Source organism: Comamonas sp. CAH-2 (assembly GCF_009668305.1).
Lineage (GTDB): Bacteria > Pseudomonadota > Gammaproteobacteria > Burkholderiales > Burkholderiaceae_C > Comamonas > Comamonas aquatica.
In genome coordinates this window covers 25,098-44,639 of sequence record NZ_VSWF01000004.1, presented here as the reverse complement: position 1 = coordinate 44,639, position 19,542 = coordinate 25,098, and the positions used below count along the sequence as shown (strand labels likewise).

Here is a 19,542-nt window from a genome sequence, read left to right as displayed (position 1 = left end):
TGTGGCTGGGCGGCGGGTTGGCGTCGCAGCGCCCAGCGAAGCTCAATCGGGAGCCCCCTGCCGAAGGGGGCGTGAAGCGGTGGCGCCGTGCGGCATCAGCCCAGCAAGGTCTGCGCGACGATGTTGCGCTGCACTTCGTTGGAGCCGCCGTAGATGGTGGTCTTGCGCATGTTGAAATAGGTGCCAGCCAGGGGCGCGTTGCCCACGGTGCCGCCGGGGAAGTCGCCCTGCCAGCCGGCGTGCATGGCCTCTTCGATGAAGGGCAGGCTGTAGGGGCCGGCGGCCAGCATCATCAGCTCGGCGTAGCGCTGCTGGATTTCGCTGCCCTTGATCTTCAGCAGGCCGGCAATGTCCAGCGGGTTCTTGCCGCTCTTTTCGGCCGACAGCACGCGCAGCACCAGCATTTCCAGCGCCACGATGTCCACCTCCAGCAGGGCGATCTGGTCGCGAAAGCGGTGGTCCTCCCACACGCCTTCCTGCTTGGCGATGCGTTTGAGGCGCTCCAGCTCGCGCTTGGAGCGGTTCACGTCGGCGATGTTGGTGCGCTCGTGCGCCAGCAGGTGCTTGGCATAGGTCCAGCCCTTGTTCTCTTCGCCGATCAGCTGGTCGGCGGGCACCTTCACGTTGTCGAAGAAGACCTCGTTGACCTCGCACTCCCCGTCCAGCAGCTTGATCGGGCGCACGGTCACGCCGGGGCTCTTCATGTCGATCAGCAGGAAGCTGATGCCGGTCTGGGGCTTGCCCTCGTTGCTGGTGCGCACCAGGTTGAAGATCCAGTCGCCGTGCTGGCCCAGCGTGGTCCAGGTTTTCTGGCCGTTGACCAGGTAGTGGTCGCCGTGGCGCTCGGCGCGCGTCTTCAGGCTGGCCAGGTCGGAGCCGGAGCCCGGCTCGGAATAGCCCTGGCTCCACCAGACCTCGCCGCTGGCGATGCCGGGCAGAAAGCGCTTTTGCTGCTCGGGCGTGCCATAGGCCATGATCACGGGCGCCACCATCACCGGGCCGAAGGGCAGGATGGCCGGTGCGCCGGCGCGGGCCAGCTCCTCGGCGAACAGGTGCTTTTGCACCGCGCCCCAGCCGGGGCCGCCAAATTCCTGGGGCCAGCCATAGGCCAGCCAGCCCTTCTTGCCCAGGATCTTGGCCCAGCCCTGGATGTCGTCACGCTCCAGGCGCAGGCCGTTGCGCACCTTGGCGGCCAGGGCGGGGTCGAGGTGCTGATTGATCCAGGCACGGACTTCTTCGCGGAAGGCCTGTTCTTCGGGCGTGTATGCCAAATCCATGTGGCGGTCTCCTTGGTAAGCCAGGCGGGACCAGGGCCCGCCGTTCACCAAAGAGCTTGCCTGCGACCACCGCGCCCCGGCAACAGGGGGAACGCGCAAAGTTGTCGCGTCGGTGTCTGTGTTCCGCTAAACGGAATCGCCCAATGCCGCGCACAGGCGTTGCACCTGGGCTTCCAGGGCGGCGACGCGCGCTTCCAGCGCTTCCAGGCGCTGCGCCTCGGCGCCGGCAAGCGCTGTGGCGCTGCTGCCACTGCCGCTGGCACTGGCGGAGGGCAGGGCCAGCACGGGCGCGCCGCACAGCAGGTGGGCCCAGCGCGCCTCGCGCGCGCCCGGGGCCTTGGGCAGCAGCTGCACCAGGGCCCCGCCCTTGTCCGCGCTGCGGTCCTGCAGCTCTTCCAGGAAGGCCTCGACCGAGCCGGTGTCGGCAAAGCGGTGCCAGCGCTCGGCATTGGTGCGCAGCTCGGCCGCCGTCTGCGGGCCGCGCAGCATCAGCAGGCCCAGCAGGGCGCTGGCCTGGCTGGGCACGCCCAGCACGCGCTCGAAGTTGTGTTCCCAGCGCATGGCGCGCTGGCCGCTGACCTCGATCACCAGGTGGCGGTCGCGCAGCGCGTCCAGCGTGGCCAGGATCTCGGCGTCGCTGAGCTGCATCACCGGCTCGCGGCTGGTTTTCTGGTTGCAGCCGCTGGCCAGGCTGTTGAGGGTCAGCGGATAGCTGTCCGGAACGGTGCGGGCCTTTTCCATCAAGGTGGCAAGCACACGCGCTTCAGTCGGGGACAGGGGCAGGTTCTGATGGTCGAAGGTCATGGCTGGGATAATTGCGGCGCAATGAAAAACATCGTGATTTTGATCTCGGGCGGCGGGTCCAATATGGCTGCCATTGTGAAGGCGGCCAAGCAGCAGGATTGGGAACGCCGTTATGGCGCCCGCGTGGCCGCCGTGGTCAGCAACAAGGCCGACGCGAAGGGCCTGGTCTTTGCCCGTGAACAGGGGATTGCCACCGAGGTGCTGGATCACCGGCAGTTTGCCAGCCGCGAGGACTTCGACGCCGCGCTGGCGCAGCGCATCGACCCCTACCAGCCCGCCGTGGTGGTGCTGGCCGGCTTCATGCGCATCCTGACGCCCGGCTTCGTGCAGCATTTCGCCGGCCGCATGGTCAACATCCATCCCTCGCTGCTGCCGGCCTTCACCGGCCTGCACACCCACCAGCGGGCCATCGATGCCGGCTGCAAGTTTGCCGGCTGCACCGTGCATGGCGTTACGGCCGAGCTGGACGTGGGCCCCATCCTGGACCAGGCCGTGGTGCCCGTGCTGCCCGACGACACGGCCGAGACCCTGGCCGCGCGCGTGCTCACGCAGGAGCACATCATCTACCCCCGCGCCGTGGCCGCCTTGCTGCAACAACGCTGATCAATCGCCCTGCATGGCCGCTCCCAGCGCGGGGTGGCCTGCGGCGGCGACCGATGTGGCTGCCGCATGCCGGTCTTCGGCACTGCGGTTCTGGCTGAGCTTGAACTTGGCTTGCACGCGTGTGATGGCGATTTCAATGCCGACGATGTGCGCGAGCTGCCTTTCCAGGTAGTCGGGCGGGGCATCCTTGATTTTCCAGGCGCCTGCCGCGTGGGGCACAACGCCTTGTGTGCGCGCCTCGTGCGTGCGGGTCAGCTTACCCACGGCGCCCAGCACCCATTTCCGGTCGTCGTGCAACTGCAGGCGGCCATGCACATGCACCACGCGGTAATTCCAGGTGGGCACCTGCTGGTGCGTCGCGTGCTTGCTGGGATACCAGTTCGGCGAGATGTACGCCTGCTCCGCCTGAAAAATGACAAGCACGTCAACACCATCGTGCAGTTGCTCCAGCAGCGGGTTGGCGCGCGCCACATGGCCGATCAGGCGTGCAGGCGCAGCCTCCGGGGTTTCCAGTTCCCACGGCAGATGGTTGGCGTCCAGACCCCCGGCATGCTGGTGTACCAGCGCACCCAGGGGGTGTTGGCGAATCAGGTCGTAAGCATCGGCGGTGCTGGCCGCGAAATGGGCAGGCAGGTACATGGCAGGCGCGCAAGCAAAACGCCCATCATGCCGCCGGCATGGGGGTGGTGGGGCTGTGCGTCAGGTCCGTGTCAGTGCCAGGCCCGGCGGGCGGCAGCCGGGTGAAGCGCGGCTGGACCACGCCGTCGATCACCACGGTCTCCAGGAACATGGCCGCCGGGCGCACCCACAGGCCGCGCTCGCCGTACAGGGCGCGGTACAGCGTCAGCGGCTCCAGCGTCTCGCTGTGGCGCACGGTGTCGATCACCTCGTACAGCATGCCCTTGTAGTGGCGGTACAGGCCGGGCGGGGTTGTGATCAGCGGGGGCAGGTGTTCGGAAGCCATGGAGCAATATCAAAAGTGGAGCTGTCAGCACAGGTGGGTATTGGGCTACAGGCCTAAAAAGCCTTGAATCCCTGGGCGCCCAGCCACGCCAGCCCGGATGGTGCCACGCCGCAGCAGCCAGCGCAGCACCGGGATTTGGTGGCAATGGGACAATACGGGCTATGCATCCCAAAGCCCTCCTCGACGCTTGCGCCGAACTGGTCAAGCTGACCCTCCAATTCCAACACCCCGCCGACGCCGTGGTGTCCCGCTATTTCCGCGACCACCGCAACCTGGGGCCGCGCGAGCGCGCCACCCTGGCCGAAACCGCGTACACCGTGCTGCGCAAGAAGACCTTGTTTGAATCGCTGGCCCGCTCGGGCAGCGGCCCCAAGGAGCGCCGCCTCGCCATCCTGGGCTTCCACGCCCCGCGCAATTTCCTCAAGGCCGCGCTGAGCGAGCAGGAAGCCAAGTGGCTGGACCAGTGCGATGCCGTCCGACCCGACGAACTGCTGCCCCAGCACCGCCACAACCTGCCCCAGTGGATGGCCGATGCCCTGCAGGCCCAGGTGGGCGACCAGTTCGAGGCCCTGGCCGCCAGCATGCTGGAGCCCGCGCCGCTGGATCTGCGCGTCAACGCCCTGCATGCCAAGCGCGAAGCCGTGCAAAAGGAGCTGGCGGCCGCCGGCATCCAGGCCGTCGCCACGCCATACTCGCCCTGGGGCCTGCGTGTCGAAGACAAGCCCGCGCTGACCAAGCTGGACGCCTTCAAGGAAGGCCGCCTGGAAGTGCAGGACGAAGGCTCGCAACTGCTGGCCCTGCTGCTGGACGCCAAGCGCGGCGAGATGGTGGTGGACTTCTGCGCCGGAGCCGGTGGCAAGACCCTGGCGATCGGCGCGCAGATGCGCAACACCGGGCGCCTGTACGCCTTCGACGTGTCCGCCCACCGCCTCGAGGCGCTCAAGCCGCGCCTGGCGCGCAGCGGCCTGTCCAACGTGCACCCCGCCGCCCTGGCGCACGAGCGCGACGAGCGCGTCAAACGCCTGGCCGGCAAGATCGACCGTGTGCTGGTGGATGCGCCCTGCTCGGGCCTGGGCACGCTGCGCCGCAACCCCGATCTGAAGTGGCGCCAGGATGAGCAGGCCGTGCACGAGCTGACCGAAAAGCAGCTGTCCATCCTGACCAGCGCCGCGCGCATGGTGAAGTCGGGCGGCCGTCTGGTCTATGCCACCTGCTCGGTGCTGCCCGAAGAGAACGAACGGATTGCCGAGGCCTTCCAGCAGGCGCACCCCGACTTTGTGTCGCTGGACGCGGGCCAGACCCTGGAGCAGCTGAAGGTGGAACACGCCGCCAGCCTGTGCGCCGGCGGCGAGAGCGGCACCCGCTATGTGCGCCTGTGGCCGCACAGCCACCAGACCGACGGTTTCTTCGCCGCCGTCTGGGAACGCAAGTAAATCTGCGCAGGGCCGGGCCCCGGCACGGTCCCGCAGGCGCTGGGCCCCATCGGGGCCCCCGCGCCGGCTGCCTCAATCCACGATGAACAGCTTGGCCCCGGTGGTGGTGGATGAGCGGTGCGGTTCCGCATGGTCGGCCACCTGGTAGCTGGTGCCGGGCGTCAGCGTGAAGCGGCGGCCATCCTCCAGCTCGGTGTGCAGTTCGCCCTCCAGGCACAGCAGGATGTGGCCCTTGACGCACCAGTGGTCGGCCACATAGCCGGGCGTGTACTCGACCATGCGCACGCGCAGATCGCCAAACTGCTGGGTGCGCCAGTAGGCGCAGCCTTGTTCGCCTGGGTGCTCGGTCGGCGTGATGCGCGACCAGTCGGTCGTGCCAAAGGGGATGGCGCTGATGTGCATGCCAGAAACTCCGGAAGTTGCCGCGTGCGGCGACGGGGGGGGCAGGCTGCCAGCTTATCGGCCCGGCACCGCGCTGGGCCTAGCCCTTGGGCATGCGGGCCATCGCCTGGGAGCGCACTCAGAGCGGGCGGCCCAGGCGCTTTTCCACCTGCCGCTTTTCCCAGTCCACCCCCAGAAACGGCAGCCAGCCAAAAATGGCAGCGGCATGCGCCAGGATGCCGATGCCCCAGCCCAGGGCGGGCCAGTAGAACCACAGCCGGTGCGGCGTCGTCAGCAGGTTGATGGCGCACAGCGCCGCGATCACCACCACGTACTGCGCCAGATGGAGGTAAAAGCCCTTGAGCTTGCGCACCTCCAGCAGGGCCAGCTGTTCCTGCTGGCTGGCGCTGGGCGTGTGGATGGGGGAGGAGGTTGGGGTCGGGGTGTCGGGCATGGCGGGCTCACTGGACAGGGTGGAAAAGTCGATCTCGAAGACCGACGCCAGTGACTTCAAGGATTCCGTGCTGGCCGCGCTGCCGTTCTCGATGCGCTGGATGGTGCGCACGCTCAGGCCGCTGAGTTCGGCCAGCTGTTGTTGGGACCAGCCGCGTTGCAGCCTAAGTTTCTGTACCTGCATAGGGATTCCTTTTCATCACGTCCTGTGAGCATGCCGGCCCGCCAGGCACAGCGCCACGCCAGCAGGGCGACACGGGCACGACACCGGGGTGACAGCCGCGCTGTCGGGCCTGTCAGGTCGCTGGCGCCACGGGCGCACAGCGCGATTGTCGGTGAGCCCAGGGCCTGCCGGCGTGGTGGGTGGCCGTCCAGGGGTGGCGCAAGGGGACTCGCCCGGCCGGGTCCGCGCGGCACGGGCGCAGCGTACGATAGCCGGCTATGACGACCCAATACGAAAACCTCGCCACGCTTGCGCTGTGGACCGACTTTTTCAAAGTTTCCCCCGCCGAATTGCCCGCCGAGCGCCAGATGCGCGCCCGGCGCATGTCCGGCTTCATCCGTGGCCAGCTGCTGCCGGTGGCAGAGCCCGTGGGGCCGACCGATCCTGCCGCTGTAGCCCCCGAGGGCACGGCCGTCGCGGAGCCGGCCAAAAAAGCCGCCCCCCAGGTCGCGCGCGAATGGGTGCCCGCGCAGTGGGGCCTGGTGCCCAGCTGGGTGAAGTCCGAGAAGGACGCCAAGCTGCGCGCGCCCAAGCTGCTGGTGGCGCTGAATGAAACCGTGAGCACCACCCAGGCCTTCCGCGATGCCTGGCTGGCCGGCCAACGCTGCATCATCCCCATGCAGGCCTTCTATGTGGACGATGTGCGCACCGGCAAGGCCATTCCCACGCGCATCGCCCGCGTGGACGGCCAGCCCATGGGCGTGGCGGGCGTGTGGAGCCAATGGACGGACCCGGACACCGGGGCCGAGCTGCTGAGCTATGCCGTGCTGACCCTCAACGCCAACAGCCATGCGCTGATGCGCCGTTATGGCCCGCAGGGGGCGGAACGCCGCATGCCGGCCATTTTGGGCGAGGGCACCTACGACGCCTGGCTGGCGGCCCGCCAGGACAAGGCGCGCGAGTTCATGCGGGCGTACCCGGCGAACTGGCTGCTGGCCAACCCGGTGGAGCACAAGAAAGACAAAAAGCCCAAGGGCCTGTTTGATTGATGGGGATAGCAGCTGGCGCAGGCTGGGCCTGCGTGAGTGCCTTATTTCTCTTGGATGTTCAAGCGGCTGCGGGGCACCGACGATTCCCGGCTTGCTCCTGCGGCGAGCAGGGATGGCTGGCACCCCACACCCACACCCATGCCGCGATGCCGCCATACCGTGAACCCCGGTGGATGCCATGCTCACTTCCTTCCAAGCCTGGGCGCATGCCCTGATCCCTGTGCACTCCGTCGCCTTTGACGCCCTGGCCTGGCTGTCTCTGGGTTGCTACCTGCTGTTTGCCGTGGTCGCACTGCACTACGCGCTCCGGCCGTGGGCCGAAAAGGCGATGCTGGCAGCCATCGGCGGCGGTACCGCCGCCTCGCTGGTGCTGCACCTGTCCCTGCGCAGCAGCCCTGACTATGTGGGTGAGGGGCCCCTCTGGAAGTTTGTCTCCGTGTCCCAGTACCTGCCCTGGGTGGTGGTCAGCGTGGGGGGCCTCTACGTGCTCTACCGCATCGGCCTTCAACTGCGAAAAATGTGCTGTGGCAGGCAGGACCGCTGAAGCCGCCTTGGGTGGGCGCGGCCCGTGGTGATCCGCCGCCCGCGCGCGGCAGACGCACAGAAAAGCCTGTTGCAGGTGGGCTGGCAACAGGCTTTGATTTTTCATAGCAACGCACGCTGACTGGGTGCGCGTTAGCCATCTTTTTGGCTGCAATTCCAAACCTGGCGCGAGGGCGGTGTGCGGAGCACATCTGCAAAACACTTTTCAGCGCGCCATGCGGTGCACAGCCGTTCCCCCGATTGCCTGCACGCGCCAGCGCTGTGCGCGCCGCGGGGCCAGCCTGCCACTTGCCGTTGCGGTGGGAACCTGGCGATGCTGCAGGGCCACTGGTGGTGCCGGCCGCCTTGGGCCGATGCGCTGCGTGGGCCTGTGTGCACCCCACCGGCACGGTGAACACCGCCCCACGCCAGCGTGCGGCGCACGGGCTTGCTCGCAGACCCACCCGTGCCCAGCCCGTCGGGGCGAGTTTCTGGCCCTGGCCCTGCACGGCACGCCGTGCCACGCAGGGCGGGTGCCATCCATAGTTTTGATAGCTGTCAGCGCAATCCCCATGCGCGCCAGAGCCAGAAAATGCTGAAAAGACTTTAAGCCGTGACCGCTTCGCCCAGCAGCGCATCCACGGCCGCGTGGGCGGCCAGGGTCTCGGCGCAGGCATTCGCCGCTTCCTCGCCCTTTTTCACAAAGTGCGCGTGGAAGAAGCCGTGCAGCTCGTCCGAGGGCTGGAAGTTGTGGGGCGTCAGCGCCACCGAGAACACGGGCACGCCCGTGTCCAGCTGCACGCGCATCAGCGCCTCGACCACGGCGGCAGAGACGAAGTCGTGGTGGTAGATGCCGCCGTTGACGATGATGGCGCAGCCGATGACGGCGTCGAACTGGCCGGACTGGGCCAGCTTTTGCGCCATCAGCGGGATTTCGAACGCACCCGGCACTTCCACCTGGTGGATACGGGCGGGCGCGGCGCCCAGCGTCTGCAACCGTGCGGCGGCGGCATTGCGGGCCTGGTGCACGATGTCGCTGTGCCAGTTGGCACTGACGATGGCGATGCGGGCCGTGGCCAAGGCGGCCTGGGTGGCGTGGGAGGATTGGGAAGGTGTCAAAGTCTGATTCATGTGTGTCTTTCAAGACGTGGAACAAATGAATCAGGGCGCGCGAAGGCAGACGCAGCCTAGGCCGGTGCTGGCGCGCTCAAGCACGCCCGCACCCAGCGGCAGGCTGGGGGACAGGTCTTCACGTTGCTCTTTCATCCGGACTGTGACCGTCGGCTCTGGCATCGCACCAGATCTGCTGACCTTGGCGAAGCAGGCTTCGCCAAGCGCTCGCGGGCTCGCAGCACGGGGCTGCATACCGCCGGTGGGGAGTTTCACCCCGCCCTGAGAACGTATGTCGCCTGGTGGTTCGCCAGGCGACAAAGCCATTGTAGGCCGCCGGCATGGCACTGGTGGTCACCCAGGTAACTGTGCCTTGCGCTGGCGCAAGGGCCGTTGCCCCCACCAGCGCGCCACGGTGGCGCCCAGGTGCGCCCAGACGGTGTCTGGCACCGGCGCTGTGCCGGATGGCGCGGGGCCGACCGGGGAGGCCGGCAGGGTGGATTGCAGCCGGGCCGGGCCCCGCAGGGCCGTGGCCTGTAGCCACAGCGCGCACGGGGCCCGCCAGCTCTGGCCGGTGTGCAGGCGCAGTGACAGGCTGGGGCCACCGTCCAACCCGCCCAGCTGGGCGGTCTGCAGCAGCAACTGGCCGCTGGCGCAGAACACTTCGGCCCCGGCGGGCAGCGCCAGGCTGTGGGGAAGGCCATGGGGAAGGCCATGGGGGAGGCGATACAGGGTGGTGCGTTCGGTCTTGGAGCTCTGGCAAGGGCGTGACGGGGTGGGCAACGAAGACATAGGGGCCTGCGCAAACGGTGTGAAACAAGGGCTCCAGCGTAGGTTGCGGCGGGCCATCGCAACAGGCACAGCCGCGGGCCAGGCGCACCGCAGCAGTGCAGGTTGGGGGACTGCTGTTCTGGTGGTTTTGCGCTGCATCTGTATCTGTTGCGCAGCAGAGGCCTGGGGCATGATGGCGGCTCTGCTGTCTGTTGGAAATCCGGCCCATGACCCTGGCTGCTGCCGCTTCACTGCCCCTGTACCGCCGCCTGGCGGGTGACTATGCCCAGGCCATGGGCCTGGGGACCCTGCAGGCGGGCGAGCGCATGCCCTCCGTGCGCGAGCTGATGCGCCGCCACCAGGTCAGCCTGTCCACCGCCCTGCAGATGCTGCGCCACCTGGAGGAGCAGGGGCACCTGGAGGCGCGCCCGCGCGTGGGCTACTTTGTGCGCGATGCGCGGGCGCTGGACGGGGTGGCGCTGACCCGCGAGCCGGACCTGAGCCAGCCGGTGCAGCCCGGCGCCCAGGCGCACTTTGTGGGCATCAACGAACACATTTCCCTGTTGCTGGAGCGCGGACGCCAGGCCCAGGTGCACTTGGATGTGGGCGGCTGCACGCCACCGCCGGAGCTGTTCGATCACCGCTTTCTGAACAAGACCGTGGCGCGGCTGCTGCGCGAACACCCGCAACTGCTGACGCAGGGCCGCTCGCTGCTGGCCAACCAGGGCAACCACCCGCTGTTCCAGCAGGCCATGGCCCGGCACGCGCTGGCGGCGGGCATCCGCGTGGCCCCCAGCGATGTGCTGGCGACCACCGGCAATTCGGAGGCCGTGAGCCTGGCGCTGGCGGCCGTGGCCGCGCCCGGGGACATGGTGGCGGTGGAGTCGCCCACCTATTACGGCCTGCTGCAGGTGGTGGAGTCGCTGCAGCTGCAGACGCTGGAGATTCCGTGCAGCCCGCGCACGGGGCTGTCGCTGGAGGCGCTGGAGCTGGCCTTCCAGACCCAGCCGCGCCTCAAGGCCGTGGTGGTCGTGCCCGAGCTGCAGATGCCGCTGGGCACGCGCATGCCGGATGCGCACAAGGCCCGGCTGGTGGCGCTGTGTGCGCGCTACGGGGCGGCGCTGATCGAGGACGATTCGTATGGCCTGTTCGTCGAGGGCACGCAGCCGGTGAAGCCCCTCAAGGCCTGGGACAGCGTGGCGGGCCAGGTGATCTATTGCCAGGCTTTCAACAAGAGCCTAGCGCCGGGCTTGCGCCAGGGCTGGATGAATGCCGGGCGCTGGCATGGCCGGGTGCAGATGCTCAAGTTCGCCCAGAGCCGCAACACCCAGACCCTGGGGCAGCTGGTGGTGGCCGAGGTGCTGGGTTCGCCCACGCACCAGCGCAGCCTGGAGCGGCTGAAGGCGCAGCTCAAGCAGCAGCGCGAGGCCATGGCCCGGCTGGTGGCGCGCCACTTCCCCATCGGCACGCGCATGAGCCTGCCGGGTGGTGGCCTGTGCCTGTGGCTGGAGCTGCCCGAGGGCTTTTCCAGCGCCCGGCTGTTCGGCGATGCGCTGGACCAGGGCATCCGGATTGCACCGGGCAGCATGTTCTCCAACTCCGGGCGCTACGAACACTGCCTGCGGCTGGCCTGCACGCACCCGGTGGATGCCGCCGTGGAGCAGGCGCTGCAGTTGCTGGGGGCCATGGCCTGCCAGCAACTGGGACAGGCGCCGCGCGGTTGAGGGCGTGGTGCGTGGCTCTGAAGGCATGCCACATGTTGGTATGGGGTCGCCCGCGATACGGGCGCGCACGGGCCCACCCACGCACGGGTCGACAGCGGGTGTCGCACGCCATCCACCCAGGGCGCAGACAACAAAAAACCGCCTGCAGCTTGCGCTGTCGGCGGTTCTTGTCCGAAGAAACGGCTGAATTACTTCAGCTTGGTTTCCTTGTACTCGACGTGCTTGCGAGCCTTGGGGTCGAACTTCATGATCGACATCTTTTCAGGCATCGTCTTCTTGTTCTTGGTCGTGGTGTAGAAGTGACCGGTGCCAGCTGTGGAAGCCAGCTTGATCTTTTCGCGTCCGCCTTTAGCAGCCATTTTTATGCTCCTTGAGGAAATTAAGCCTGGCCACGGGCACGCATGTCTGCGAGCACGGAGTCGATGCCGTTCTTGTCGATCAGACGCAGGGCAGCGCTGGAAACACGCAGGCGCACCCAGCGGTTTTCGCTCTCAACCCAGAAACGACGGTACTGCAGGTTGGGCAGGAAACGACGCTTGGTCTTGTTGTTGGCGTGGGAAACGTTGTTGCCCACCATGGGCTTCTTGCCCGTAACTTCACATACGCGTGCCATTTGGACACTCCGATATTTGAAACGGCCGCCAGCACGGAGATTGCACGGTCAGTGCAATGTGCCAGCAGGCCTCACCTCGCCAGATAAAGGGTGGCGGTAGCCCGAATTTGTCACACCCCACAACCTGTAAGAACAGGCGCTAAATGCAGCAAAGCCCACGATTATACGGGCTTTCTGGAAAAAGGCGTGGGCCGACAGGGTTTTAGCCTGTCGCACGCCTGGGCATGTGCGGTTTACTGGTCCAGGAAGCGCTGGGCATCCAGCGCGGCCATGCAGCCGGTGCCGGCGCTGGTGATGGCCTGGCGGTACACGTCGTCCTGCACGTCGCCGGCGGCGAACACGCCGGGCACGCTGGTCTGCGTGGCATAGCCCTTGCGGCCACCCTGGGTGACGATGTAGCCGTTTTCCAGTTCCAGCTGGCCCTTGAAGATGTCGGTGTTGGGCGAGTGGCCGATGGCGATGAAGCAGCCTTGCAGGGCCACGTCCTCGGTGTGGCCATCCTGCGTGCTCTTGATGCGGATGCCGGTCACGCCGGACTGGTCACCCAGCACTTCATCCAGGGTGAAGTGGGTCTTGAGCTCGATCTTGCCTTCCTTGACCTTCTCCATCAGCTTGTCCACCAGGATGGGCTCGGCCGTGAACTTGTCACGGCGGTGCACCAGGGTGACCTTGCTGGCGATGTTGGACAGGTACAGGGCTTCTTCCACGGCGGTGTTGCCACCACCGACCACGCACACGGGCTGTTCACGGTAGAAGAAACCGTCGCAGGTGGCGCAGCCAGACACACCGCGGCCCATGAAGGCCTCTTCCGAAGGCAGGCCCAGGTACTTGGCCGAGGCGCCGGTGGCGATGATCAGACTGTCGCAGGTGTAGGTGCCGCTGTCGCCGGTCAGGGTGAAGGGGCGCTGGGACAGGTCCACGCTGTGGATGTGGTCGAACACCATCTGGGCCTTGAAGCGCTCGGCGTGCTCCATGAAGCGCTGCATCAGTTCGGGGCCTTGCACGCCGTTGACGTCGGCGGGCCAGTTGTCCACTTCGGTGGTGGTCATCAACTGACCGCCCTGGGCCATGCCGGTCACCAGCATGGGGTTCAGATTGGCGCGGGCTGCGTAGATGGCCGCGGTGTAGCCGGCAGGGCCGGAACCCAGAATCAGGACTTTGGCGTGTTGGTTGGTGGACATCGTTGCTTTTCGAAGGGGGAGGTGTTGCGCGCATGCGCCACACCGGTTGAACAATCGCACGGCACCTGTCGGGCAGGTGTCACCGCTTGCACGGGGTAGCCATGCATTGTAGAAAGCTGGGGAAATTCCTGGGCAAGGTATCCCTAAACACGCGCATAGCCAGAAGCTAACGGCACTGGCCTGTGCGACGGCCATGGCCGGGCTGCGGGCGGTGCGCGCACGCCCGCGTGGTTGTTGCAAGTGCTTGCACAGGCGTTGCAACCATTTGTGTAGCGCCTCGCACGCCTAAGGTAAGCTCCCGACTGCGTATGACTTATTCCTCGAATGCACTGAATGCCAATCTGGCCAAGACCGCGCCCCGCCAGGGATTGGCGCGCTTTGGCCATGAAATCTGCCTGACCGCCGGTGCGCTGGGCCTGCTGTTCTGGCTGATGGCGATGGTCAGCTACTCGCCCCTCGACCCCGCGTGGTCCACATCGGGCAGCAGTGACGTGGTCATGGTGAACAACTGGATGGGCCGTTTGGGCGCCTTGCTGGCCGATGCCTGGTATTTCGGCTTTGGCCTGTCGGCCTGGTGGCTGCTGCTGATCGCCCTGTATGTGCTGTGCGCGTCCAGCCTGCGCTGGATGCGCGGCCACAGCATGCTGGAAACGCCGGTTGGCGAGCGCCTGCAGTGGTGGGCCGGTGTGGCCCTGCTGCTGGGCGTGAGCTGCGCGCTGGAGTGGTCGCGCCTGTACCGTTTCGAGAGCGTGCTGCCTGGTCATGCCGGTGGCGTGGTGGGCTACACCCTGGGCCTGATCGGCGTGCGCTGGCTGGGCTTCACCGGATCGGGCCTGATCGGGATTGCGTTGCTGGTGGTGGCGTTGTCGCTGGTGTTCCACTTTTCCTGGGGGCGCGCCGCCGAGGGCCTGGGCCGCCGCATCGAGACCCTGGTGCGCCTGAACCAGCAGCAGCGGGAAAAGGTCAAGGACGAGGCCGAAGGCCGCAAGGCCGCGAAGGAGCGCGCCAAGGTGGTGGCCGAGGAGCGCAGCGAGATCGAGGAGCACCACCATGAGCCGGTGCTGATCGTGACGCCCACGGCCGCGCCGCCGCAGCCCAGCGAGCGTGTGCTCAAGGAGCGCCAGAAGCCGCTGTTCCAGGATTCGCAGATGCAGGAAGGCAGCCTGCCGCAGGTGGACCTGCTGGATGCCGCGCCGGCCAAGCAGGAAACCGTATCGCCCGAGACGCTGGAGATGACCAGCCGCCTGATCGAGAAAAAGCTCAAGGACTTCGGTGTGGACGTGCGCGTGGTGCAGGCCACGCCCGGCCCGGTGGTCACGCGCTACGAGATCGAACCGGCCACGGGCGTCAAGGGATCGCAGGTGGTCAATCTGGCCAAGGACCTGGCGCGCTCGCTGTCGCTGGTGTCCATCCGCGTGATCGAGACCATCCCCGGCAAAAACTACATGGCGCTGGAGCTGCCCAACACCAAGCGCCAGTCGATCCGCCTGTCGGAGGTGCTGGGCTCGCAGGTCTACCACGAGGCCAAGAGCCTGCTGACCATGGGCCTGGGCAAGGACATCGAGGGCAAGCCCGTGGTGGCCGACCTGGCCAAGATGCCGCACGTGCTGGTGGCCGGCACCACCGGTTCGGGCAAGTCGGTGGGGATCAACGCCATGATCCTGTCGCTGCTGTACAAGGCTGAGGCCAAGGACGTGCGCCTGCTGATGATCGACCCCAAGATGCTGGAAATGTCGGTCTATGAAGGCATTCCGCACCTGCTGGCGCCCGTGGTGACCGACATGAAACAGGCCGCCAACGGCCTGAACTGGTGCGTGGCCGAGATGGAACGCCGCTACAAGCTGATGAGCAAGCTGGGCGTGCGCAATCTGGCCGGCTACAACACCAAGATCGGTGAAGCCACGGCAAAGGGTGAAATCATTGGTAACCCCTTCAGCCTGACGCCGGAGTCGCCCGAGCCCCTGGACCGCCTGCCGCACATCGTCATCGTCATCGATGAGCTGGCCGACCTGATGATGGTGGTGGGCAAGAAGATCGAAGAGCTGATCGCCCGCCTGGCGCAGAAGGCGCGCGCGGCCGGCATCCACCTGATCCTGGCCACCCAGCGCCCCAGCGTGGACGTGATCACCGGCCTGATCAAGGCGAACATTCCGACACGCATTGCCTTCCAGGTCAGCAGCAAGATCGACAGCCGCACCGTGCTGGACCAGATGGGGGCCGAGTCCCTGCTGGGCATGGGCGACATGCTGTACATGGCCAGCGGCACGGGGCTGCCGATCCGCGTGCACGGCGCCTTTGTGTCGGACGATGAAGTACACCGCGTGGTGAGCTATCTGAAGGAACAAGGCGAGCCGGATTACATCGAAGGGGTGTTGGAGTCGACCCTGTCGGAAGACGGCGGCCCGGACGGTGACGGCGGTGGTGAAGGGGGCGAGAAGGACCCGATGTACGACCAGGCCGTGGAAATCGTCCTCAAGGACCGCAAGGCCAGCATCTCGTACGTGCAGCGCAAGCTGCGCATTGGTTACAACCGTTCGGCCAATCTGCTGGAGCAGATGGAGCAGGCAGGGCTGGTGAGTGCCCTCACCAGCAGCGGCCAGCGCGAAGTGCTGGTGCCTGCACGGCCGGAATAAGACCGGACAGCCTTGGCTGCCGGGCGAAAGGACAGGATGGATATGACAAAGTCGTTGGGGGTGCTGGCCGCGAGTGTGCTGCTGCCGGCCGTGGTCTGGGCCGATGGCCTGCAGAGCCTGGAACACTTCATGCGCACGGCCAAGGCCGGGCAGGCGCAGTTCACGCAGACCGTGACCGCACCGGCCAAGGAAGGGCAGGCGCCGCGCACCAAGACCAGCAGCGGCGACTTCACGTTCCAGCGGCCCGGTCAGTTCAAGTTCACCTACACCAAGCCGTTTGCCCAGACCATCGTCGCCGATGGCAAGACGGTGTGGCTGTACGACGTGGACCTGAACCAGGTCACGCAGCGCAAGCAGGCCGATGCCCTGGGCAGCACGCCGGCGGCGATCCTGGCGTCGGCCAGCGACCTGTCGGGCCTGCAGAAAGACTTCACGCTCAAGCCCGTGCCCGATGCAGACGGCCTGCAGTGGGTTGAAGCCGTGCCCAAGGCGTCGGACGGCCAGCTCAAGAGCGTGCGCGTGGGCTTCCAGGGCGAGACCCTGGCGGCCATGGACATCCTGGACGGCTTCGGCCAGCGCTCGGTGATCCGTTTCAGCCAGCTCAAGCTGCTGCCCGCGCTGCCGGCCGGGCACTTCAAGTTCGAAGTGCCCGCGGGCGCCGATGTCATGCAGCAGTGATGGCTGGCGTTAATGCGATAGCGCCTCGCGCGCATGGGTTCTGAGTTTCAGCATGTTTGTGGCTTGAAACGCAGGCGCAGCGCGCGCCAACCGCTCTGTTTGTGTGAGCGCGCCATGCAAAAAGCCCCGCAGCTTGTGGCTGCGGGGCTTTTTTTGTGGCGTCAGCCGGATCAGGCCGTGGTGGCTGCGGGTGCGGGGCGCATGCGGTCCAGCACGGCGCTGAGGGCCAGGGTGGCCGCCACGGGCAGCAGCCAGCCCAGACCCAGTGCGCTGCCGGGCAGGCTGTCCAGCGCGGCGGGCACGATGCTGCCAAAGCCCATGGCCTTGAGGGCGTCCACGATGCCGAACAGCAAGGCCATGGTCATCACGGGGATGAACACACGCGCCTGGTGCTGGAACAGCTTGGACATCAGGCCCAGTGCGATCAGGGCCATGGCCACCGGGTAGATGGCGACCAGCACGGGCACGGCCACGGTGATCAGCTGCTCCAGCCCCTGGTTGGCCACGGCGGCGCTGAAGACCGACATGACGATCACCACGGTGCGGTACTTCACGCCCAGCAGTTCGCTGAAGTAGGCCGAGCAGGAGCTGACCAGGCCCACGCCCGTGGTCAGGCAGGCCAGCAGGATCACGGCGGCCAGCAGGAAGCTGCCAGCAGTGCCGAAGGTGTTGTCCACGTAGGTGTTCAGGATCTTCACGCCGCTGGCGCCGGCTTCCACCACCGAGCCGCTCATGCCGCCCAGGTAGACCAGGGACACATAGACCAGGCCCAGGCCGGTGGCGGCGATCAGGCCCGCCAGGATGGTGTAGCGCGTGTGCAGCCTGGTGTCGGTCACGCCGGCGGCCTTGATGGCGGCCACGATGATGATGCCGAAGACCAGGGAGGCCAGCGCGTCCATGGTCTGGTAGCCCTGCAGGAAGCCCTGGGCCAGGGCCTGGCCGGCCGAGGCGTAGTCGGGCGCAGGCGTGGTCACGATGTCACCGGCCGGGGCCACGAACGCGGCGATGCCCAGGATGGACAGCACCACGATCAGCGCCGGGGTGATGATCTTGCCGATGTTGTCCATCAGCTTGCCGGGGAACAGCGACAGCACCATCACCAGCGCAAAGTAGCCGATGGTGAACATCAGCAGCGCCTCGGGCGTGTTGCCGGTGAACGGGGCCATGCCCACCTCGAACGACACGGTGGCCGTGCGCGGCGTGGCAAAGAAGGGGCCGATCGTCAGGTAGATGGACAGGCCCATCAGGGTGCCGGCCAGCTTGCCGATGGGGCTGGTCAGCGTGTCCAGCCCCCCGCCGACGCGCGCCAGCGCGACCACGCCCAGCAGGGGCAGGCCCACGCCGGTCAGCAAAAAGCCCAGAGCGGCCGACCATTGGAATTCACCCGCGGCCAGGCCCACGCTGGGCGGGAAAATGATGTTGCCTGCGCCCAGGAAGAGCGCAAAAGTCATGAAGCCGAGGGCAAGAATGTCCCGCGTCTTGAGTGTTGTCATGGGGAAAAAACCTAAAACCAGAGGGCCGCAGCACAGCCGTGCGTGCGAGCCGCGTTGCAGAGCGACGAATGCGGATTCCGTGCGCGTACGCTGCGGGCCGGATGTCGGCGCCGACAGGAGCAGGGTGCCTTGCCGGCCGAGGGTCGCAGGGGCAGCAAATGGCGAGGGGTTTCCGTGCCGATTAAGCTTGTGGCTTCGGTCCACGGGCTACAGCCATCATGGGTAACGCAGGTAAGCATCGCGCATGACGGGTAGTGATCCGCTGATTTACCTATTTTGCCGCATATAAAGTTCTGTTATATGGCGAATTCCAAAACAACCCTGAAAGGCGCAGCTGATTTGTCCAAGGTCACATCCGGCGCGGGGGATTCGGCCCTGCATGTCCCCCTGCCCGAGCGTTTGCGCCCCCGCAGCCTGGCGGAGGTCGTGGGCCAGCAGCAGGTGCTGGGCGCGGGTATGCCGCTGCGGCTGGCCTTTGAGTCGGGCCGCCCGCACAGCTGCATCCTGTGGGGCCCGCCCGGCGTGGGCAAGACCACCATCGCCCGCCTGATGGCCGATGCCTTCGATGCGCAGTTCATCGCCATCAGCGCCGTGCTGGGCGGGGTCAAGGACATCCGCGAAGCCGTGGAGCGGGCCGAGCTGGCGCGCAGCGGCCTGATGCCGCAGCGCACCATCGTGTTCGTGGACGAGGTGCACCGCTTCAACAAAAGCCAGCAGGACGCCTTCCTGCCGCACGTGGAAAGCGGGCTGTTCACCTTCATCGGGGCCACGACGGAAAACCCGTCCTTCGAGGTCAACTCGGCCCTGCTGTCGCGCGCGGCGGTCTATGTGCTGCAAAGCCTGACGGCCGACGACTTGAAGCAAATTGTGGCTAAAGCCCAGGCGCTGCAAGCGGTGCCAGCTATGGAAGATGAAGCGCTGGAGCGGTTGATTGCCTATGCCGACGGCGATGCACGGCGCCTGCTGAACACGCTGGAGACCCTGGCCATCACGGCCGAGCAGGCCCAGGTGGGCAGCATCACCGACGCCTGGCTGCTGCAGGTGCTGGGCGAGCGCATGCGCCGCTACGACAAGGGCGGTGAGCAGTTCTACGACACCATCAGCGCGTTGCACAAATCGGTGCGCGGCTCGGACCCCGATGCCGCGCTGTACTGGCTGGTGCGCATGCTCGATGGCGGCGCCGATCCGCGCTACATGGCGCGGCGCCTGATCCGCATGGCCTGGGAGGACATCGGCCTGGCCGACCCGCGTGCCATGCAGATCACCAACGAGGCGGCGCAAACCTATGAACGCCTGGGCAGCCCCGAGGGTGAACTGGCGCTGGCCCAGGCCGTGCTCTACCTGGCCGTGGCGCCCAAGAGCAATGCTGGCTACCAGGCCTACAACCAGATGAAGGCCCTGGTCAAAGCCGACAGCACGCGGCCCGTGCCCATGCACCTGCGCAATGCCCCGACCAAGATGATGAAGGACATGGATTGGGGCAAGGGCTACCGCTACGCCCACGACGAGGAAGGTGGTTTTGCGGCCGGGGAGGATTACTTTCCCGAGGGGCTGGACAATCCCCACTTCTACCAACCCGTGCCGCGCGGCCTGGAGATCAAGATCGGTGAAAAACTGGCGCAATTGCGCCAGCTCAACGAGGCCGCAGAGCAGCAGCGCAAGCCGTGAGGGGCGGCCTGCATCGCGCCAC

Annotated in this window: 20 protein-coding genes and 1 riboswitch; of the genes, 8 read left to right on the top strand and 12 right to left on the bottom strand. The window is 66.8% G+C overall.

The annotated features are described in order from the left end of the window. Positions 1-95: 95 nt before the first annotated feature. The gene (locus FYM52_RS04390) at positions 96-1,277 is read right to left on the bottom strand and encodes an acyl-CoA dehydrogenase family protein (protein ID WP_043380264.1); all 1,182 of its coding nucleotides are present in this window, start codon (positions 1,275-1,277) and stop codon (positions 96-98) included. A gap of 126 nt (positions 1,278-1,403) precedes the next feature. Continuing rightward, on the bottom strand, positions 1,404-2,081 hold the full coding sequence (locus FYM52_RS04385; RefSeq protein ID WP_154163227.1) for a YceH family protein: 678 nt from the start codon (positions 2,079-2,081) through the stop codon (positions 1,404-1,406). A 21-nt stretch (positions 2,082-2,102) separates the two neighbouring features. Here FYM52_RS04385 and purN point away from each other — a divergent pair, with 21 nt between their 5' ends. After that, a complete protein-coding gene (gene purN, locus FYM52_RS04380; protein WP_043380273.1) occupies positions 2,103-2,684 on the top strand; it encodes a phosphoribosylglycinamide formyltransferase in 582 nt (193 codons plus the stop codon). Here purN and FYM52_RS04375 read toward each other — a convergent pair whose 3' ends face one another. Both FYM52_RS04375 and FYM52_RS04370 read right to left on the bottom strand, forming a co-directional pair. Then, complete coding sequence (locus FYM52_RS04375) at positions 2,685-3,323, bottom strand: FMN-binding negative transcriptional regulator (RefSeq protein ID WP_154163226.1); 639 nt, start codon at positions 3,321-3,323, stop codon at positions 2,685-2,687. A 25-nt stretch (positions 3,324-3,348) separates the two neighbouring features. Beyond that, positions 3,349-3,648 (bottom strand): DUF1653 domain-containing protein, encoded by a 300-nt coding sequence (locus FYM52_RS04370; protein ID WP_154163225.1) that lies wholly within the window; start codon positions 3,646-3,648, stop codon positions 3,349-3,351. A 161-nt stretch (positions 3,649-3,809) separates the two neighbouring features. Between FYM52_RS04370 and FYM52_RS04365 the strand changes: the two genes are divergently transcribed. After that, positions 3,810-5,081 (top strand): RsmB/NOP family class I SAM-dependent RNA methyltransferase, encoded by a 1,272-nt coding sequence (locus tag FYM52_RS04365; RefSeq protein ID WP_154163224.1) that lies wholly within the window; start codon positions 3,810-3,812, stop codon positions 5,079-5,081. A gap of 72 nt (positions 5,082-5,153) precedes the next feature. Here FYM52_RS04365 and FYM52_RS04360 read toward each other — a convergent pair whose 3' ends face one another. Next, entirely contained in the window at positions 5,154-5,483 is a 330-nt protein-coding gene (locus FYM52_RS04360) for a DHCW motif cupin fold protein (protein WP_154163223.1), read from the bottom strand. Between the two features lie 118 nt (positions 5,484-5,601). Further along, positions 5,602-6,099 (bottom strand): helix-turn-helix domain-containing protein, encoded by a 498-nt coding sequence (locus tag FYM52_RS04355; RefSeq protein ID WP_154163222.1) that lies wholly within the window; start codon positions 6,097-6,099, stop codon positions 5,602-5,604. A 257-nt stretch (positions 6,100-6,356) separates the two neighbouring features. Here FYM52_RS04355 and FYM52_RS04350 point away from each other — a divergent pair, with 257 nt between their 5' ends. Both FYM52_RS04350 and FYM52_RS04345 read left to right on the top strand, forming a co-directional pair. Further along, positions 6,357-7,127, top strand: coding sequence for an SOS response-associated peptidase (locus tag FYM52_RS04350; protein ID WP_154163221.1), 771 nt, complete (start codon positions 6,357-6,359; stop codon positions 7,125-7,127). A 178-nt stretch (positions 7,128-7,305) separates the two neighbouring features. Next, complete coding sequence (locus tag FYM52_RS04345) at positions 7,306-7,671, top strand: hypothetical protein (protein ID WP_154163220.1); 366 nt, start codon at positions 7,306-7,308, stop codon at positions 7,669-7,671. A gap of 584 nt (positions 7,672-8,255) precedes the next feature. On the opposite strand, the gene FYM52_RS04340 is transcribed toward FYM52_RS04345, so the two are convergent. Both FYM52_RS04340 and FYM52_RS04335 read right to left on the bottom strand, forming a co-directional pair. Then, positions 8,256-8,780 (bottom strand): 6,7-dimethyl-8-ribityllumazine synthase, encoded by a 525-nt coding sequence (locus tag FYM52_RS04340; RefSeq protein WP_154163219.1) that lies wholly within the window; start codon positions 8,778-8,780, stop codon positions 8,256-8,258. A gap of 118 nt (positions 8,781-8,898) precedes the next feature. Further along, positions 8,899-9,053, bottom strand: a riboswitch (FMN riboswitch). A gap of 60 nt (positions 9,054-9,113) precedes the next feature. Continuing rightward, entirely contained in the window at positions 9,114-9,551 is a 438-nt protein-coding gene (locus FYM52_RS04335; protein ID WP_154163218.1) for a hypothetical protein, read from the bottom strand. 206 nt (positions 9,552-9,757) lie between these two features. Here FYM52_RS04335 and FYM52_RS04330 point away from each other — a divergent pair, with 206 nt between their 5' ends. Next, on the top strand, positions 9,758-11,254 hold the full coding sequence (locus FYM52_RS04330) for a PLP-dependent aminotransferase family protein (protein ID WP_154163217.1): 1,497 nt from the start codon (positions 9,758-9,760) through the stop codon (positions 11,252-11,254). Positions 11,255-11,442: 188 nt separating this feature from the next. On the opposite strand, the gene rpmG is transcribed toward FYM52_RS04330, so the two are convergent. The 3 genes from rpmG to trxB all read right to left on the bottom strand — a co-directional run bounded on the left by rpmG (position 11,443) and on the right by trxB (position 13,048). Continuing rightward, positions 11,443-11,613: a 50S ribosomal protein L33 gene (rpmG, locus tag FYM52_RS04325; RefSeq protein ID WP_042411550.1), complete on the bottom strand. Its 171-nt coding sequence runs from the start codon at positions 11,611-11,613 to the stop codon at positions 11,443-11,445. Positions 11,614-11,633: 20 nt separating this feature from the next. Beyond that, positions 11,634-11,867, bottom strand: coding sequence for a 50S ribosomal protein L28 (rpmB, locus tag FYM52_RS04320; RefSeq protein WP_003058229.1), 234 nt, complete (start codon positions 11,865-11,867; stop codon positions 11,634-11,636). A gap of 233 nt (positions 11,868-12,100) precedes the next feature. Next, positions 12,101-13,048 (bottom strand): thioredoxin-disulfide reductase, encoded by a 948-nt coding sequence (gene trxB, locus FYM52_RS04315; protein WP_042411544.1) that lies wholly within the window; start codon positions 13,046-13,048, stop codon positions 12,101-12,103. A 308-nt stretch (positions 13,049-13,356) separates the two neighbouring features. On the opposite strand from trxB, the gene FYM52_RS04310 reads away from it, so the two are divergent. After that, the gene (locus FYM52_RS04310) at positions 13,357-15,681 is read left to right on the top strand and encodes a DNA translocase FtsK (RefSeq protein WP_154163216.1); all 2,325 of its coding nucleotides are present in this window, start codon (positions 13,357-13,359) and stop codon (positions 15,679-15,681) included. A gap of 42 nt (positions 15,682-15,723) precedes the next feature. Then, positions 15,724-16,359: an outer membrane lipoprotein chaperone LolA gene (lolA, locus tag FYM52_RS04305; protein ID WP_042411539.1), complete on the top strand. Its 636-nt coding sequence runs from the start codon at positions 15,724-15,726 to the stop codon at positions 16,357-16,359. A gap of 170 nt (positions 16,360-16,529) precedes the next feature. Here the strand turns inward: lolA and brnQ are convergent, their stop codons facing one another. Beyond that, complete coding sequence (gene brnQ, locus FYM52_RS04300; protein WP_045267380.1) at positions 16,530-17,852, bottom strand: branched-chain amino acid transport system II carrier protein; 1,323 nt, start codon at positions 17,850-17,852, stop codon at positions 16,530-16,532. Between the two features lie 339 nt (positions 17,853-18,191). On the opposite strand from brnQ, the gene FYM52_RS04295 reads away from it, so the two are divergent. Continuing rightward, positions 18,192-19,520 carry a replication-associated recombination protein A gene (locus FYM52_RS04295; protein ID WP_238826116.1) on the top strand — a complete coding sequence of 443 codons (1,329 nt, stop codon included), beginning with the start codon at positions 18,192-18,194 and terminating at the stop codon, positions 19,518-19,520. Positions 19,521-19,542 lie beyond the last annotated feature (22 nt).

Excerpts from the sequence above, each read along its gene's own strand:
- brnQ (WP_045267380.1), bottom strand. The coding sequence starts at position 17,852 with ATGACAACACTCAAGACGCGGGACATTCTTGCCCTCGGCTTCATGACT.
- FYM52_RS04355 (WP_154163222.1), bottom strand. The coding sequence starts at position 6,099 with ATGCAGGTACAGAAACTTAGGCTGCAACGCGGCTGGTCCCAACAACAG.
- FYM52_RS04335 (WP_154163218.1), bottom strand. The coding sequence starts at position 9,551 with ATGTCTTCGTTGCCCACCCCGTCACGCCCTTGCCAGAGCTCCAAGACC.
- FYM52_RS04340 (WP_154163219.1), bottom strand. The coding sequence starts at position 8,780 with ATGAATCAGACTTTGACACCTTCCCAATCCTCCCACGCCACCCAGGCC.
- FYM52_RS04360 (WP_154163223.1), bottom strand. The coding sequence starts at position 5,483 with ATGCACATCAGCGCCATCCCCTTTGGCACGACCGACTGGTCGCGCATC.
- FYM52_RS04310 (WP_154163216.1), top strand. The coding sequence starts at position 13,357 with ATGACTTATTCCTCGAATGCACTGAATGCCAATCTGGCCAAGACCGCG.
- FYM52_RS04390 (WP_043380264.1), bottom strand. The coding sequence starts at position 1,277 with ATGGATTTGGCATACACGCCCGAAGAACAGGCCTTCCGCGAAGAAGTC.
- purN (WP_043380273.1), top strand. The coding sequence starts at position 2,103 with ATGAAAAACATCGTGATTTTGATCTCGGGCGGCGGGTCCAATATGGCT.
- rpmB (WP_003058229.1), bottom strand. The coding sequence starts at position 11,867 with ATGGCACGCGTATGTGAAGTTACGGGCAAGAAGCCCATGGTGGGCAAC.
- FYM52_RS04370 (WP_154163225.1), bottom strand. The coding sequence starts at position 3,648 with ATGGCTTCCGAACACCTGCCCCCGCTGATCACAACCCCGCCCGGCCTG.
- FYM52_RS04375 (WP_154163226.1), bottom strand. The coding sequence starts at position 3,323 with ATGTACCTGCCTGCCCATTTCGCGGCCAGCACCGCCGATGCTTACGAC.
- FYM52_RS04350 (WP_154163221.1), top strand. The coding sequence starts at position 6,357 with ATGACGACCCAATACGAAAACCTCGCCACGCTTGCGCTGTGGACCGAC.
- rpmG (WP_042411550.1), bottom strand. The coding sequence starts at position 11,613 with ATGGCTGCTAAAGGCGGACGCGAAAAGATCAAGCTGGCTTCCACAGCT.
- FYM52_RS04385 (WP_154163227.1), bottom strand. The coding sequence starts at position 2,081 with ATGACCTTCGACCATCAGAACCTGCCCCTGTCCCCGACTGAAGCGCGT.
- trxB (WP_042411544.1), bottom strand. The coding sequence starts at position 13,048 with ATGTCCACCAACCAACACGCCAAAGTCCTGATTCTGGGTTCCGGCCCT.
- FYM52_RS04330 (WP_154163217.1), top strand. The coding sequence starts at position 9,758 with ATGACCCTGGCTGCTGCCGCTTCACTGCCCCTGTACCGCCGCCTGGCG.
- FYM52_RS04345 (WP_154163220.1), top strand. The coding sequence starts at position 7,306 with ATGCTCACTTCCTTCCAAGCCTGGGCGCATGCCCTGATCCCTGTGCAC.
- FYM52_RS04365 (WP_154163224.1), top strand. The coding sequence starts at position 3,810 with ATGCATCCCAAAGCCCTCCTCGACGCTTGCGCCGAACTGGTCAAGCTG.
- lolA (WP_042411539.1), top strand. The coding sequence starts at position 15,724 with ATGACAAAGTCGTTGGGGGTGCTGGCCGCGAGTGTGCTGCTGCCGGCC.